Raw genomic sequence first — 14,827 nt, 5'->3', positions numbered from 1 at the left:
CGGCCGCGTCTGCACCTCGTCCGTGCCCCGTTCAGGCCGCGAACTGCGCGTACGTCACCTCGCCGCGCCGCGACCCGCCCTGCGGCACGATCGAGTCCTCCGCGAGGCGTGCCCCGAAGTAGGTGGCCTCGGGGTCCGCCACGACCTCGCGGTCGTCACCGCGCGCGGCGAGCGCGGTCCGGATGAACTCGTCGAACCGGAGCCGCTCCGGCCCGGCCAGCTCGACCATCCCGTTCAACGGCTCGCCCGACGCGACCTCGGCGACCGTCCGGGCGACGTCCGCGGACGCGACGGGCTGGAAGGCCACCGGCGGGATGTGGACGACGCCGTCGACCGTCGCGCCGTCCGCGATGGTCTTGGCGAACTCGAAGAACTGCGTCGCGCGGACGACCGACCATCCGCGCCCGGAGCCGCGGACCAGCTCCTCCTGGGCGACCTTCGCGCGCAGGTAGCCCGCGTCGGTCCGGTCCGTGCCGACGATCGACAGGATGACGTGGTGCCCGACCCCGGCACGCGCCTCCGCGTCGAGCAGCGTGCGCGTCGACGTCGTGAAGAAACGCATCACGTCGTCGTCCGCGAACGACGGTGAGTTCGACACGTCCACCACGACGTCCGCGCCCGCGAGCGCCTCGTCCACCCCGGCCCCGGTCAGCGTGTCCACGCCGGTGCTGGGCGCGGCGACGACCGCCTCGTGCCCGGCGTCGCGCAGCCGTGCGACGACCTGGCTGCCGATGAGCCCCGTTCCTCCGACGACGACGATCCTCATGACGGTCTCCTCTCGTGCGTGCGGCGCTCTGCCGCCTCTCACCACTGTCGACCGGTCGGCCGACGACGGTGTGACAGGTCTCCCGGGGAATCGCCGGTGCCGGTCGCGCGTTTCCCCGGAGGGCGGACCGTCAGGCCGCCGCGACCCGAGGAGTGCGAGGATCGACGCATGACGACCCAGCCAGCCGAGAGCACCCCCACCGACGAGGCGGAGCGCGACGTCCCCGCCGCGTCCCCAGCGCCGACCGACCCGCTGTGGGTGGAGCGCACGGGGAACCGCACGTACACCGGGCACTCGGCCCGCGGTGCGCAGGTGTCGATCGGCCCGGCGAGCGAGGGCGCGGTGTTCACGCCCGGCGAGCTGCTGAAGATCGCGCTCGCGGCGTGCGCGGGCATGAGCACGGACCGCACGTTCGCCCGCCGGCTCGGCGACGACTACCAGGTGACGATCCACGTCGAGGGAGCCAAGCTCGTCGAGGAGGACCGCTACCCGAAGATCACGGGCACGTACGACATCGACCTGTCGTCGCTCGACGACGACACGCGGGACCGCCTGGTGACCGTCGCCGCGCGAGCGATCGACAAGGCGTGCACCGTAGGACGGACGGTCAAGGCGGGAGCAGAGGTCGAGTACCTGTTCCAGCCGGAGGGCGCCGGCCGCGAGGTCGAGACGCAGGTCTGACCGGACCGCACGGATGACGGGAGTCGCGATGCCGCACCAGCAGGATCCCTCGAGGACCCCGATGCCCTACGTCGGCACCCCGGACTACGGGACCCCACCACGGACGGACGCACCGCAGGACGTCGCCACGCAGGACGCCGTCGAGTGGGCCGCGTACCGGCCGACGCCCCTGCTCGACGCCGCGCTGGACAAGGCCGTGACGATCCCGTCGCAGGTGATCCGGGCGCACGTTGACTCGGTGCGCCGTCGGAACCCGGAGGCGGGCCCGGCGGAGATCATCCGGATCCTCGAGCGCGAGTACCTCCTGGTCATCCAGGCCGCGGGCGGCGCCGTCGGGGCGGCCGCTGCGTTCCCCTCGGTGGGCACGGGCGTGGGCCTCGTGCTCACGTCGAGCGACATCGCGACGTTCTTTGCGTCGTCGGCGGTGTTCTCGCTCGCCGTCGCCGACGTGCACGGGATCGCGGTGGACGACGTCGCGCGCCGCCGGGCCCTGCTGCTCGCCGCGGTCCTCGGCGAGAAGGGCGCGCGCGACGTCGAGAAGGCGGCGCAGGGCTCGGGCCTCGCCTGGGGCAAGGTGCTGCTGACCCGGATGCCCGCGGGGACCCTCGTCAAGGTCAACAAGGCGCTCGGCAACCGCTTCCTGCGGACGCAGCTCGCCAAGCAGTCCGGCCTCGCGCTCGGCCGGCTGGTGCCGTTCGGCATCGGCGCCGTGGTCGGCGTCGCGGGAGCCCGCGCGCTGGGGCACGGCGTCGTCGCGCAGTCGCGCCGGGCGTTCGGCCCGCCGCCGTCGACGTTCGGCCGGATCCTCGAGGTCGTCGAGGCGGCGACCGAGGACGCCCGCCCGACGCTGGTGCCCGTCCCCGAGGAAGCCCTGCGCGCCCGGGGCCGGCGGCGGCGGCTGCTGCCCGGCCGTCGTCGGCCCGACCCGACGCGAGACGCCGGGTGACGTCCCACCGGGTCGCCGTCGGGCGCGAGCTGCCCGTCGACGCGAGCGTCGCGTTCGCCTGGGTCGCCGACCCGCGCACCCATCCCCGCTTCATCCCGCTCACGCGGATGGCGACGCCGGCCGGCCGGGGACCGGAGGTCGGTGACCGGTTCGCGATGGTGAGCGGCCCGTTCGTCGGGCGCGGGGGTGGCGGTGTCCTCGACCGGATGGTCGTGACCTCGCTGGAGCGGCCGTCGACCGCGGCCGGCCGGACCGGGCGCACGAGCGTGCGCAAGGAGGGGCCCGTGCTGCTCGGCGACGCGGGGTTCGACGTCGAGCCGCTCGGCACCGGGCGCTGCCGCGTCGTGTGGTGGGAGGACGCGTACCTGGCGGGTCCGCTCCCCCGGGCCGTCACGGCGCCGCTCGTCGCCCTCGCACTGCGCTGGATGCTGCACGCGTCGCTGCGCCGGCTCGAGGCGCGCCTCGCGGCACGCCACACCTGATCGTCACCGGGCGCCGACGTCGGTCGGTCAGGTCACGCGGTCGGCCGGTCCTCCGCGCCCCACGGCTCGTCGTCGGTCGTCGGCGCGTCCTCGACGTCTGCCGGGGCGTCCGACGGCGTCGGTCCCGCGAGGATCAGGTAGAGGTCCCGTCGGGTGCGCTCGAGCAGCTCGGCCGCAGCCTTCGCCTGCTCGTCGGTGCCCGTGCGGGCGACCTGGTGCACCGCGGCCGCGACGGCCTCGACGCCGGCGCGCAGCGCGTGGCGCGAGCGCCCGCCTCGTCCTGCGGCCTCGGCGAACGGGTCACCGAGCTGGTCGGCCTGCTCGGTGACGACGGCGCGCCCCGCCTCCGTGAGGGAGGCGAGCCGGCGCCCGCCCTCGGCCGAGAGCTCGACGAGCCCCTCGTCCTGGAGGAGGTTGAGCGCCGGGTAGACCGCACCCGGGCTCGGGCGCCACTGGCCCTCGCTGCGGTCGGCGATCTCCTGGATCAGCTGGTAGCCGTGCATCGGCCGGTCGGCGAGGAGGAGCAGGATCGCGGCCCGGACGTCGCCGCGGCCCGCGCGACGCGGTCCGCGGCCGCGGTGGCCGCCGCGGTGCCCGCCCGGGCCGAAGCCCGGACCGAAGCCGGGACCGAAGCCCGGGCCACGGCCCTCGGGGCCGCCGAACCCGCGGCCCTCGGGACCGCGCGGGCCGTCGGCCGGGCCGCCGAAGCCGCCGGGTCCGCGACGGGCGCCGCCCCGGCCTCGGCCGGAGGGGGCGTCGCCGCGGAACCAGGCCGCGTCGTCGGGCACGGGAGGGAAGCCGCCGCGGCGACGGCGGCGCGGGCCGCCCTGCTCGCCGGAGGGCTGGGACGTCTCGGGGTGACGACCCCGGTGGTGGTGTGCGTAGCTCATGGAGGTTCTCCTGGGTGATGGTGTCTGGAGGGCCCGGGGCGTGCGCGGCGGGCCGGTCACCGCGGTTCCCGGCGACGTGTCGTCGCCCGCGCGATGGGCGCGAGTCGCATCGAGTGGCTCAGCGACACGCCAACGATATATCGCTGGACTATCGCTGTCAACGTCTCGCCGGACGCGCGCGGTGCCGGGCCGCGCGGCGCGCGCGGACGTACGCTGGCAGCCAGCACGTCCCCCGGCCGGACACCCCCGCCCGGGTCACCCCGGGCCCCCACCCGCGGCCCGGTCTCAGCGAGGAGGCGGCGATGCGCGCAGACCACCCCCGGCGATACCTCATGTGCCGGCCGACGTACTTCACGGTCAGCTACGAGATCAACCCCTGGATGGACCGCAGCAGGCCGGTGGACACGCCGCTCGCCGTCGCCCAGTGGGAGCGGCTGCGCGACACCTACCTCGACCTCGGGCACACCGTCGAGACGATCGACCCGGTCCCCGGGCTGCCCGACATGGTCTACGCCGCGAACGGCGCGACCGTCGTCGACGGGCTCGTCTACTCCGCCCGGTTCCTCCACCCCGAGCGCGCCGCGGAGGGCCCCGCCTACCTCAAGTGGTTCGCCGACCACGGGTACGTCACGCACCTCGCGGAGCACGTCAACGAGGGCGAGGGCGACCTGCTCGTCGCGGGCGACGTCGTGCTCGCGGGCACCGGGTTCCGCACGGACCGCGCCGCGCACGCCGAGGCCGCCGCGCTGTGGGGGCGCGAGGTCGTGACGCTCGAGCTCGTCGACCCCCGTTTCTACCACCTCGACACCGCCCTGACGGTCCTGCGCGGCAACCAGGGTGGCGTCGTGCCCGACGACGGCGCCCACCCCGCGCTCGTCGGCGCGCCCTCCGTGGACGTCACCTACTACCCCGACGCCTTCTCCCCCGCCGCGCAGGAGGTGCTGCGCGAGCGCTTCCCCGACGCGCTGCTCGCGACCGAGGAGGACGCCGTCGTGCTCGGGCTCAACGCCGTGAGCGACGGGACGCACGTGGTGCACAACCCGCGGGCCGAGCACCTCGCGGGAGCGCTGCGCGAGCGCGGGTACGAGCCCGTCGGCGTCGACACGTCGGAGCTGCTGCGCGGCGGCGGCGGCGCCAAGTGCTGCACGCTCGAGATCCGCGGGCTCCACGCCGGTGGTGCCGCGTGACCGCGCAGGACGTGCGATCACCGGGCCCGGACGCCGCCGTGCGCACCGCGGCCGCCAGTGCCGGCGGGCACGGCGCGCTCGCGCACAATTACCACCCGCTCCCCGTGACGGTCGCGACCGCCGAGGGCGCGTGGGTCACGGACACGGGCGGCCGCCGCTACCTCGACCTCCTCGCGGGCTACTCGGCGCTGAACTTCGGCCACCGTCACCCGGCGCTCGTCGACGCCGCGACGCGCCAGCTCGGGCGCGTCACCCTGACGTCGCGCGCGTTCGACCACGACCTCCTGGTGCCGTTCGCCGACGCGCTCGCCGCGCTCGTCGGCCCGCTCACGACGGGTGGCGCCGAGGGCGGCCCGGGCACGGCCGTGCTGCCCATGAACACCGGCGCCGAGGCCGTCGAGACCGCGGTCAAGACCGCGCGGAAGTGGGGGTACGACGTCCGCGGGATCGCGCCGGGCGAGGCGACGATCGTCGTGGCGTCGGGCAACTTCCACGGCCGCACGACGACGGTCGTGTCGTTCTCCGACGACCCCGACGCGCGCGACGGGTTCGGCCCGTACACGCCGGGGTTCCGCCTCGTGCCGTTCGGCGACGTCGCCGCGGTCGCGGAGGCGCTCGACGACACCACGGTCGCGGTGCTCATGGAGCCGATCCAGGGCGAGTCGGGCGTCGTCGTGCCGCCCGACGGGTACTGGCCCGCGCTGCGCGCGCTGACCGCCGAGCGCGACGTGCTGCTCGTGGCCGACGAGATCCAGTCCGGGCTCGGGCGCACCGGCACGACGCTCGCGTGCGAGCTGTGGGACGCGCGGCCCGACCTCGTGACGCTCGGCAAGGCGCTCGGCGGCGGGATCCTGCCGGTGTCCGCTGTCGTGGGCCGCCGGGACGTGCTCGACGTCCTCACCCCGGGGACCCACGGCAGCACGTTCGGCGGGAACCCCCTGGCGTGCGCGGTCGGGCTCGCGGTGGTCGAGCTGCTCCGGTCGGGCGAGCCGCAGGCGGCGGCCCGCGCGCTGGGCTCGTCGTTCCACGCGAGGCTCGGCGGGTTCGTGGAGACCGGCCTGCTCGACGGCGTCCGCGGCGTCGGGCTGTGGGCCGGGCTGGACCTGGACCCGGCGCGCGGGACCGGCCGCGACCTGTGCGAGGCGTTGCTCGCCCGCGGGGTGCTCGCCAAGGACACGCACGGGTCGACCATCCGGCTCGCTCCCCCGCTGACCATCTCGGCGGACGACCTCGAGACCGGTCTGTCCGCTCTCGAGAATGCCCTGACGGCGCTGGCCGACGGTCGGTAGAGTCCGAAGGGTGACCACCGCGCACCCCGACACCTCCGCCCTCGCCGCGTCCCTCGACGACCTGCGCCGCGCCTACGCGGACCTGCAGGCCCTCGGTCTGCACTTGGACCTCACGCGCGGCAAGCCGTCCGCCGAGCAGCTCGACCTGTCCGAGGCGCTGCTCGCCCTGCCGGGCGAGGGGGTCCACACGGACGCCGACGGCACCGACGTGCGCAACTACGGCGGCCTCGACGGGCTCCCGCAGCTGCGGCGCATCTTCGCCGAGCTCCTCGGCGTCCCGGTGGAGCAGCTCCTCGCGGGCGGCAACGCGAGCCTCACGATGATGTACGACACGCTGGTCGACGCGACGCTGTTCGGCGTGCCCGGTTCCGAGCGCCCGTGGGGCCGTGAGGAGCGCGTGCGCTGGATCTGCCCCGTCCCCGGCTACGACCGCCACTTCTCGGTGTGCGAGGCGCTGGGGATCGAGATGGTCACGGTCCCCATGACGGCGGACGGCCCCGACGCCGAGGCCGTCGCGGCGCTCGTCGCCGACGACCCGAGCATCAAGGGCATGTGGGTCGTGCCGACGTACGCCAACCCGGACGGATCGGTCGTGACGGAGGAGGTGGCGCGCCGGCTCGTGTCGATGCCGACCGCCGCCCCCGACTTCCGCATCCTGTGGGACAACGCGTACGCGCTGCACCACCTCACGCAGGACGAGGTGACGACGGCTGACGCGATCGGCCTCGCCGCGCAGGCCGGCAACCCGGACCGCGTCGTCCTGTTCGCCTCGACGTCGAAGATCACGTTCGCGGGCGCGGGCGTCGCGTTCCTCGCGTCGTCGCCGGCCAACGTCGCGTGGTTCCGGAAGAACCTCTCGTCGCGGTCCATCGGCCCGGACAAGGTCAACCAGCTGCGCCACGCGCTGTTCTTCGGCGACGCCGAGGGCGTGCGCGAGCACATGCGCCGGCACCGCGACATCCTCGCGCCGAAGTTCGAGGCGGTGACCGGCATCCTCGCCGAGCGCCTCGGGCCGTGGGGCGTCGCGTCCTGGACCGAGCCGAAGGGCGGCTACTTCGTGAGCCTCGAGGTTCCCCCGGGCACGGCGTCGCGCGTCGTGGAGCTCGCGAAGGCTGCGGGCATCGCGCTGACGCCCGCCGGCGCCGCCTACCCGTACGGCAAGGACCCGGAGGACACCGTGCTGCGCCTCGCACCGTCGCTGCCCCCGCTCGAGGAGGTGCGCGTCGCGATTGACGGCGTCGCGACGTGCGTCCTGTTCGCCGCCGCGGAGCAGTCCGCGAGGTAGGCCCTGGTCCACGGAGTCGAGAGGGCCGTTCCGCGGACGGCGGACGAAACTCCCTGGACCGTGTCGGACCGTCGGCGCACGATGGACGGGTGCACCGATGAGTTCCACCGGGCGACCCGGTCGGAGCGTGGGTGGTGGGACCGCCCGGGTGCCGCCGCGTGCGACCCGAGGAGGGACATGAGCTCGTCGACCGGTGACCTCGCCGTCGAGGCGAGAGGTCTCGTCAAGCACTTCACGTCCAAGAAGTCGGTGACCAAGGCGGTCGACGGCATCGACCTGGCGGTCCCCGAGGGCACCGTGCTCGGGGTGCTCGGCCCGAACGGCGCCGGCAAGACGACCGCGGTCCGGATGCTCGCGACGCTGCTCCAGCCGGACGCAGGGACGGCCACCGTCCTGGGCCACGACGTGGTGCGCGACGCCGACAAGGTGCGCTCCGTCGTCGGGCTCACGGGGCAGTACGCCTCCGTCGACGAGGACCTCACCGGGACCGAGAACCTCGTGATGCTCGCGCGGCTCTACGGGTTCCTCGGGGGGACGGCGCGCCGCCGCTCGGCGGACCTGCTCGAGGCCTTCGGCCTCGGCGACGCCGGCGACCGCCAGGTCAAGACGTACTCGGGCGGCATGCGCCGCCGCATCGACCTCGCCGCGAGCCTCGTCATGAGCCCCCGCGTGCTCTTCCTCGACGAGCCGACGACGGGCCTCGACCCGCGCAGCCGCAACCAGGTGTGGGACATCGTGCGCGTGCTCGTCGCGGACGGCGCGACCGTGCTGCTCACGACGCAGTACCTCGAGGAGGCCGACCAGCTCGCCGACAAGATCGCGGTCATCGACCACGGCAAGGTCATCGCGGAGGGGACCGCGACGGAGCTCAAGCGCTCGGTGGGCGAGGGCGCGGTGCACCTGCGGCTCGCGGACTCCGCGCAGCGCAGCCGGGCGGCGGAGATCGTCGGGGCCGTGCTGGGCACCGAGGTGTCGCTCGCCAACGACCCCTACGCCTTCTCGGCCCGCGTTCCCGACGACGGCGCCACCTCGGTCGCGGGGCTCCTGCCCGCGCTCGGCGACGCCGGCATCTCGGTCCCGGAGTTCACGCTCGGCCAGCCGAGCCTCGACGAGGTGTTCCTCGCCCTCACCGGTCAGCCGGTCGACGAACCGGACGAGCAGATCGAGGAGGTGGCCTGATGGCTACCGAGCCCAGCACCGCCGCCGAGCTGCGCGCCCCCGAGGCGAGCGCACTGCGCGAGGCCGTCGCGCTCGAGCACCGACCGAGCCGCCCGTCGCCGGTGTCGGCGACGTTCACGTACACGTGGCGCGCGCTGCTCAAGATCAAGCACGTGCCGGAGCAGCTGTTCGACGTCACCGTGTCGCCGATCATCTTCACGCTGATGTTCACGTACCTGTTCGGGGGCGCGCTCGCCGGCGACGTGCAGAGCTACCTCCAGTTCCTGCTCCCGGGGATCCTCGTGCAGGCCGTGCTCTTCACGACGATCTACACCGGCTACACGATGAACACCGACATCTCGAAGGGCGTCTTCGACCGGTTCCGCTCGCTGCCCGTGTGGCGGCCGGCGCCGATCGTCGGCGCGCTCCTCGGCGACACCGTGCGCTACACCATCGCGTCCGCCGTCACGCTCGCGCTCGGGCTCGTGCTCGGCTTCCGCCCGCCGGGGGGCGTGGTCGGTGTCGTGCTCGGGATCCTGCTGCTGCTCGTGTTCTCGTTCGCGCTGAGCTGGGTGTTCACGGCGCTCGGTCTCGTGCTGCGCTCGCCCAACGCCGTCATGGGGACGTCGATGCTCGTGCTCATGCCGCTGACGTTCGCGTCGAACATCTTCGTCGACCCGTCGACCATGCCGGTGGTCCTGCAGCGGTTCGTGGAGATCAACCCGGTGACGCACCTCGTGACCGCCGTCCGCAGCCTCATGGCCGGCGAGCCGGACATGGCGGGGATCATGTGGGTCCTCGTCGCCTCGGTGGTCCTCACCGCGGTGCTCGCCCCCATCACGATGCGGCTGTACCGCAACCGCTCATGACTCGGCGCCCACCTGGGCGGTGATCGCCGGCAGACCGTTGGCGCGGCGGATCTCGTCGAGCGCGGCGACCTGCGCCCGAGGGTCCCCGCCGCCGAGGTCGCGCAGTTGGTCGCGATGCCCTCGCGCGAGCCCGCACGGAGCTCGCCGACGGTGTGCCGGTCCGCGAACAGCACGTCGCGGCACACGACAACTGGAAGGAGCAGCTATGCCGCACGCACCCGACACCCGCGGCGAGCAGCTCGCGCAGGGGGACCTCGCCCTCCTCGCGACGCCGCAGGCCCGGGCACTCCTCACGTCGCGCGTCCCCGCCCGCGTGGCGTACGTCGCCGCGGACGGAACGCCTCGCGTGTTCCCCACCCACTTCGTGTGGGACGGGCACGAGGTCGTCATGGGCACCTACGCCGGCGCCTACAAGATCGCCGCGCTCCGGGCCCGCCCGGCGGTGGCGATCACCATCGACACCGAGGGGTTCCCGCCGACGGTGCTGCAGCTCCGCGGCGAGGCACGGGTCACCGACCACGACGGCGTGGTGCCCGAGTACGCCGAGGCGATGCGGCGCTACGTCGGACGCGAGGTGGCGGACGAGCTCCTCGCCGAGACCGACGTCCCCGGCGTCCGGATGGCGCGCATCGCCGTCCGCCCCACCTGGGTCGGCCTGCTGGACTTCGAGCGCCGGTTCCCGGCCGCCCTCTCGAGCGGCGGGCCTCCCGACGACCAGCGCTGACCGACGCTCGCCGGTGGTGTGACGAGTGCGAGAGGTGTGACGAGTGCGAGAGGCGTGACGGGTGCCGAGACGCGGAACCGGTGCGGTGCGTCAGGCGGCCTGACCGGTCGGCTCGTCGTCGCACTTCTTCGTCACGACCATGACGGGGCACGCCGAGTGGTGCAGGACCGCCTGGCTCGTCGAGCCGAGCAGCAGGCCGCGGAACCCGCCGCGGCCCCGAGAGCCGACGATGATGAGGTCGGACGCGGTGGAGAACTCGGTGAGCAGCTCCGCGCCGGTCCCGTCGAGCACGATCCGCTTGATCGTCAGGCCGGGGTTCTCGGCCTCGTGCCGCGCGATGATGACGTTGAGGCCCTCGGTGACGTCGGCCAGCACCTGCTCGTGGTCGATGGACGCGGGGAGCCACGCCAGCAGCCCTGCGCCCGCGCCGACCGGTACCCCCGCGACGGCGACGAGCTCGGCGTCCCACGCCCGGGCCTGACGGATCGCGTGCCGCAGGGCGATCTCGGCCGACGGCGACCCGTCGACGCCGACGACGATCCGCCGCAGCGGGGTGACGACGGGCAGCTCCTCGGGCGCGGCGTCGTCGCCCTTGGTCCGCGCGCGGAACGGCACGACGACCGTGGGGCAGTGCGCGTGCGCCGGGAGGGCGGAGGACACCGTACCGAGCAGGCGCTCGGTGAACCCGCCGCGCCCGCGGGTGCCGACGACGACGAGCGAGTGCTCACGGGACATCTCGACGAGCACACCGGCGGCGTCGCCCGTCGTGACCGTCGCGGTGACGCGCACGCCGGCGGACTCCGCCCGTGCGCGCGCCTCCTCGAGCACGGCGCGGGCGCCCTCCTGGATGGCGCTGTCGTCGAGCGCGGCGTACCCCCCGTCGAGGGACGCGGCCGTGAACGACGGGAGGGAGTAGGTGCAGACCACGTGGAGCGACCAGCCGACGCGCAGCGCGTACGCGGCCGCCCAGTCGAGGGCGTGGAGGCTGGGCGCCGACCCGTCGACGCCCACGAGGACGGTTTCCGTGCGGGTCATCAGTGACTCTCCTCTCGACGGCCGCGTGCCGTCCGGCGAGCGACGTCGCCGAGGCGCCCCGGGCAGAACCTCCACCACAGGTCACGAACGAGTCAAGAATGCCACGAACCCCGCCCCTTCGCGACGACTCGCGGAGGGACGGGGTTCGGGTGGCGTGATGCCCTGAGACCTGCGATCAGGCGACGCGGATGAACGTCGGGTTCGACTGCCAGATCTGACGGAACTGGATGGTCTTGCCCGGACGCGGCGCGTCGATCTGCATGTTGTCGCCGGCGTAGATCGAGATGTGGCCCGGCGTCCAGATGAGGTCGCCCGGCTGCGCCTCGGAGCGCGGGACCTTGGTGCCGACGGAGCCCTGGGCGCCCGACGTGCGGGGGAGGCTGATGCCGACCTGCGCGTAGACGTAGCTCGTGAAGCCGGAGCAGTCGAAGCCGTCGGGCGTGGTGCCGCCGTAGACGTACGGGACGCCGACGTAGCGGGCCGCGATCGAGACGATGGTGCTGCCGTAGGCCGAGGCCGGGACGGAGACCGCGGCCTCCTCCTGGACGGGAGCCTCTGCCTCGGTCTGCGTCGACTGACGCTCCTGCGTGCGGCTGGTGTTCTCGGTCCGCTCGACGACGGGCTCCGGCTCGGGCTCGGGCTCCGGCTCGGGAGCCGGGGTCACCGTCACGGGTGCGGCCTCGATCGAGAACGCGGCGTCGGCGGCGACCGTGACGGCCGGGGCCGCCTCGAGGGCCTGCCGCGCCTGCGCGGTCAGAGCGCTGAGGTCGACCGAGTTGAGCTTCGGCTCGGAGTCGACGGGGGCCGCGGTGGCGGGGGCGGCGGCGCCGATCATCGAGACGATGAGACCGGAGGACGCGGCGACGACGGCGGTACGGCGCCCGACGGTCGACATCTGGTCCGAGGCTGCCTGGGCGATGGTGCTGAGTGGCGTCATGGGACGCCGCGCCGCGCGGTGGCGGGCGCGAGTCGTGCTCACGGTCACGTGTTGCCTCTCCTGGACGCCTGCGAGGTCAGCTGTCGGGTTCGGGTGGGAGATACACCCGGCCTGACGGACCGAGGTCCGTCGGGCTTCACCCCAAGGACGCTGTCTCCAGCGCCCGGATTTGGGTCCCCCGTCCCTGTCGTCGGGTTGTCGTGAACCTCGGGCAGCGACAGGGTTAGGCGTTCCGCTCGAGGACTCCGCCGGACAGGTCTTCCGATGGAGCAGCACTGACCGTACAGGACACCCTGTCAAATGTCACGTTCCCATCACGGCTCCCGGGCGCCGGGCCGTGCGGACAGGGGTAACGACGACGTCTCCGCAGGTCAAGGCGCTGTGGGAGCGCTACCCCGACCGGCACCTCGGGTCAGGCCTGGGTGACGAACAGGTGCCGTGCGATCTCCTCGGGGAGGTCCAGGACGATCTCGGAACCCTTGCCCTGGACGACGAGACCACCGGCCGCCGGGCGCACCACGAGCGTGCGGCGCGGCAGCACCCCGGCCTCCGCGAACCGCGCCAGGAGCTCGACGTCGACCTGGATCGGCTCGGCGATGCGCTGCAGCACGACCTCGACCTCGTCCTCGCCCGCCGCGCGGCGCTGCACGACGTAGGAGGGCAGCGGCACGACGCCGTCGAGGAACTCCACGCCCTCGAACTGCTCGCCCAGCTCGGCGAGGCCCGGGATCGGGTTCCCGTACGGGTCGAAGTGCGGGTGGTCCAGCAACCCGATGAGCCGCTCCTCGACGAGCTCGCTCATCACGTGCTCCCACCGGCACGCCTCCGTGTGCACGTGCTCCCAGTCGAGCTTGATGACGTCGGTGAGCAGGCGCTCCGCGAGGCGGTGCTTGCGCATCACTCGCGTCGCCTTGTCGTTCCCCGCGGGCGTGAGCTCGAGGTGCCGGTCCCCCGTGACGACGACGAGACCGTCGCGCTCCATGCGCGCCACCGTCTGCGACACCGTGGGGCCCGAGTGCCCGAGGCGCTCCGCGATGCGCGCCCGGAGGGGGGTGATGCCCTCCTCGACGAGCTCGTAGATCGTCTTCAGATACATCTCGGTGGTATCGATCAGATCGGTCACGTCGCGCTCCCTGTCGTCCGTCGGCTGGGGCACAGTCTATGGCGATCCCCTGACGCGATCCGGGGAGAATCCCGGAAGAACGAGCGCCGTCGACCGACGTTCCCGGACGGCGCGGAGCCCGTGCCGGGCGCGCGCGTAGGGTGACGCTGTGACCGAGCACGCATCGCCCACCGACACCACCGCCCCGCTCACGATCCCCGCGGACCTGCTGCCGGCCGACGGCCGCTTCGGGTCCGGGCCGAGCAAGGTGCGCGCCGCCCAGGTCCGGGCCGTCGCCGACGCCGGGACCTCGCTCCTCGGCACCTCCCACCGCCAGGCACCGGTGAGGTCGCTCGTGCGTCGCACGCGCGAGGGTCTCGCGACGCTCTTCGACCTCCCCGAGGGGTACGAGGTCGTGCTGGGCAACGGGGGCTCGACGACCTTCTGGGACGTCGCGACGGCGTGCCTCGTGCGGCGCAAGGCGCAGCACGCGGCGTTCGGCGAGTTCGGCGCGAAGTTCGCGGCGGCGACGACGGCGGCGCCCTTCCTCGACCCGTCCCAGGTGATCACCGCCGCCCCGGGCACGGTCGCGCACCCCGAGCCCGCGGACGACGTCGACGTGCACGCGTGGCCGCACAACGAGACGTCGACGGGAGCGATGGCGCCCGTGCGCCGCGTCGCGGGCTCGCGCGAGCGCGGCGCGCTGACACTCGTCGACGCGACGTCGGGCGCCGGGGCGCTGCCCGTGGACGTGGCGGAGACCGACGTCTACTACTTCGCGCCCCAGAAGGTCTTCGGGTCCGACGGCGGCCTGTGGCTCGCGCTGTGCTCGCCCTCCGCGCTCGCGCGCGCGGAGGAGATCGAGTCGAGCGGGACGCGCTGGGTACCCGAGTCGCTCTCGCTGCGCACCGCGGCCGCGAACTCCCGTCAGGACCAGACCCTCAACACCCCGGCCGTCGCGACGCTCGTCATGCTCGCCGAGCAGGTCGAGTGGCTCCTCGCCCAGGGCGGCCTCGCGTGGGCTGCCGCGCGCTCCGCCGAGTCCGCGAACCACCTCTACGGCTGGGCCGAGGCCCGCGAGTGGGCCACACCCTTCGTCGCGGACCCCGCCGAGCGCTCGACCGTCGTCGGCACGATCGACCTCGACGACTCCGTCGACGCCGCCCAGGTGGTCGCGACGCTGCGCGCCAACGGGATCCTCGACGTCTTCCCCTACCGCAAGCTCGGCCGCAACCAGCTCCGCGTCGCGATGTTCCCCGCCATCGACCCCGACGACGTCCGCGCCCTCACCGCGTGCGTCGACCACGTCGTCGACCGCCTGGCCTGACGGCGGTCGCCGCCCGTTCGTCGCCACCGCGGGCGGCGCGGCCTCGGTGCTCGGGCGGCCGCGCCGTCACGTCGGGCGTTCGGTGCCAGTCGCCACCGCGGGTGGGGCGGCGTCGGTGCTCGGGCTGCCGCGCCGTCACCTCGGGCGTC

The 14,827-nt window shown here is 74.1% G+C and carries 15 protein-coding genes and 1 riboswitch; of the genes, 10 read left to right on the top strand and 5 right to left on the bottom strand.

Features of this window, described 5'->3' with window-relative positions:
* Positions 1-31: 31 nt before the first annotated feature.
* Positions 32-766: an SDR family oxidoreductase gene (locus ACWPWV_RS10365; RefSeq protein WP_454042915.1), complete on the bottom strand. Its 735-nt coding sequence runs from the start codon at positions 764-766 to the stop codon at positions 32-34.
* A gap of 168 nt (positions 767-934) precedes the next feature.
* Between ACWPWV_RS10365 and ACWPWV_RS10360 the strand changes: the two genes are divergently transcribed.
* The 3 genes from ACWPWV_RS10360 (at position 935) to ACWPWV_RS10350 (ending at position 2,875) form a co-directional block, all read left to right on the top strand.
* Positions 935-1,447 (top strand): OsmC family protein, encoded by a 513-nt coding sequence (locus ACWPWV_RS10360; RefSeq protein WP_454042914.1) that lies wholly within the window; start codon positions 935-937, stop codon positions 1,445-1,447.
* A 61-nt stretch (positions 1,448-1,508) separates the two neighbouring features.
* Positions 1,509-2,393 (top strand): hypothetical protein, encoded by an 885-nt coding sequence (locus ACWPWV_RS10355; RefSeq protein ID WP_454042913.1) that lies wholly within the window; start codon positions 1,509-1,511, stop codon positions 2,391-2,393.
* Positions 2,390-2,875 carry an SRPBCC family protein gene (locus tag ACWPWV_RS10350; protein WP_454042912.1) on the top strand — a complete coding sequence of 162 codons (486 nt, stop codon included), beginning with the start codon at positions 2,390-2,392 and terminating at the stop codon, positions 2,873-2,875. The genes ACWPWV_RS10355 and ACWPWV_RS10350 overlap by 4 nt, the downstream gene beginning before the upstream one ends.
* Before the next feature lie 32 nt (positions 2,876-2,907).
* Here ACWPWV_RS10350 and ACWPWV_RS10345 read toward each other — a convergent pair whose 3' ends face one another.
* Complete coding sequence (locus ACWPWV_RS10345; RefSeq protein WP_454042911.1) at positions 2,908-3,765, bottom strand: PadR family transcriptional regulator; 858 nt, start codon at positions 3,763-3,765, stop codon at positions 2,908-2,910.
* A 302-nt stretch (positions 3,766-4,067) separates the two neighbouring features.
* Here ACWPWV_RS10345 and ddaH point away from each other — a divergent pair, with 302 nt between their 5' ends.
* From ddaH to ACWPWV_RS10315, 6 genes are all read left to right on the top strand, one after another.
* Positions 4,068-4,952 carry a dimethylargininase gene (gene ddaH, locus ACWPWV_RS10340; protein ID WP_454042910.1) on the top strand — a complete coding sequence of 295 codons (885 nt, stop codon included), beginning with the start codon at positions 4,068-4,070 and terminating at the stop codon, positions 4,950-4,952.
* Between the two features lie 38 nt (positions 4,953-4,990).
* Complete coding sequence (rocD, locus tag ACWPWV_RS10335) at positions 4,991-6,241, top strand: ornithine--oxo-acid transaminase (RefSeq protein WP_454044517.1); 1,251 nt, start codon at positions 4,991-4,993, stop codon at positions 6,239-6,241.
* A 10-nt stretch (positions 6,242-6,251) separates the two neighbouring features.
* Positions 6,252-7,526 (top strand): aminotransferase class I/II-fold pyridoxal phosphate-dependent enzyme, encoded by a 1,275-nt coding sequence (locus ACWPWV_RS10330; RefSeq protein WP_454042909.1) that lies wholly within the window; start codon positions 6,252-6,254, stop codon positions 7,524-7,526.
* Positions 7,527-7,703: 177 nt separating this feature from the next.
* A complete protein-coding gene (locus ACWPWV_RS10325) occupies positions 7,704-8,705 on the top strand; it encodes an ATP-binding cassette domain-containing protein (RefSeq protein WP_454042908.1) in 1,002 nt (333 codons plus the stop codon).
* Positions 8,705-9,553, top strand: coding sequence for an ABC transporter permease (locus tag ACWPWV_RS10320; protein WP_454042907.1), 849 nt, complete (start codon positions 8,705-8,707; stop codon positions 9,551-9,553). The genes ACWPWV_RS10325 and ACWPWV_RS10320 overlap by 1 nt, the downstream gene beginning before the upstream one ends.
* Before the next feature lie 205 nt (positions 9,554-9,758).
* Positions 9,759-10,277, top strand: a complete 519-nt coding sequence (locus ACWPWV_RS10315; protein WP_454042906.1) for a pyridoxamine 5'-phosphate oxidase family protein — start codon at positions 9,759-9,761, stop codon at positions 10,275-10,277.
* 90 nt (positions 10,278-10,367) lie between these two features.
* Here ACWPWV_RS10315 and ACWPWV_RS10310 read toward each other — a convergent pair whose 3' ends face one another.
* The 3 genes from ACWPWV_RS10310 to ACWPWV_RS10300 all read right to left on the bottom strand — a co-directional run bounded on the left by ACWPWV_RS10310 (position 10,368) and on the right by ACWPWV_RS10300 (position 13,372).
* Positions 10,368-11,312, bottom strand: a complete 945-nt coding sequence (locus ACWPWV_RS10310) for a universal stress protein (protein ID WP_454042905.1) — start codon at positions 11,310-11,312, stop codon at positions 10,368-10,370.
* 175 nt (positions 11,313-11,487) lie between these two features.
* On the bottom strand, positions 11,488-12,249 hold the full coding sequence (locus tag ACWPWV_RS10305) for a C40 family peptidase (RefSeq protein ID WP_454042904.1): 762 nt from the start codon (positions 12,247-12,249) through the stop codon (positions 11,488-11,490).
* Positions 12,250-12,299: 50 nt separating this feature from the next.
* Positions 12,300-12,460, bottom strand: a riboswitch (cyclic di-AMP (ydaO/yuaA leader).
* 201 nt (positions 12,461-12,661) lie between these two features.
* The gene (locus ACWPWV_RS10300; RefSeq protein WP_454042903.1) at positions 12,662-13,372 is read right to left on the bottom strand and encodes a metal-dependent transcriptional regulator; all 711 of its coding nucleotides are present in this window, start codon (positions 13,370-13,372) and stop codon (positions 12,662-12,664) included.
* Between the two features lie 148 nt (positions 13,373-13,520).
* Between ACWPWV_RS10300 and serC the strand changes: the two genes are divergently transcribed.
* Complete coding sequence (serC, locus tag ACWPWV_RS10295; RefSeq protein WP_454042902.1) at positions 13,521-14,678, top strand: phosphoserine transaminase; 1,158 nt, start codon at positions 13,521-13,523, stop codon at positions 14,676-14,678.
* Positions 14,679-14,827: the final 149 nt, after the last annotated feature.

Source organism: Cellulosimicrobium sp. Marseille-Q8652 (assembly GCF_965112045.1).
This window is presented reverse-complemented; position numbering and strand designations above follow the sequence as displayed.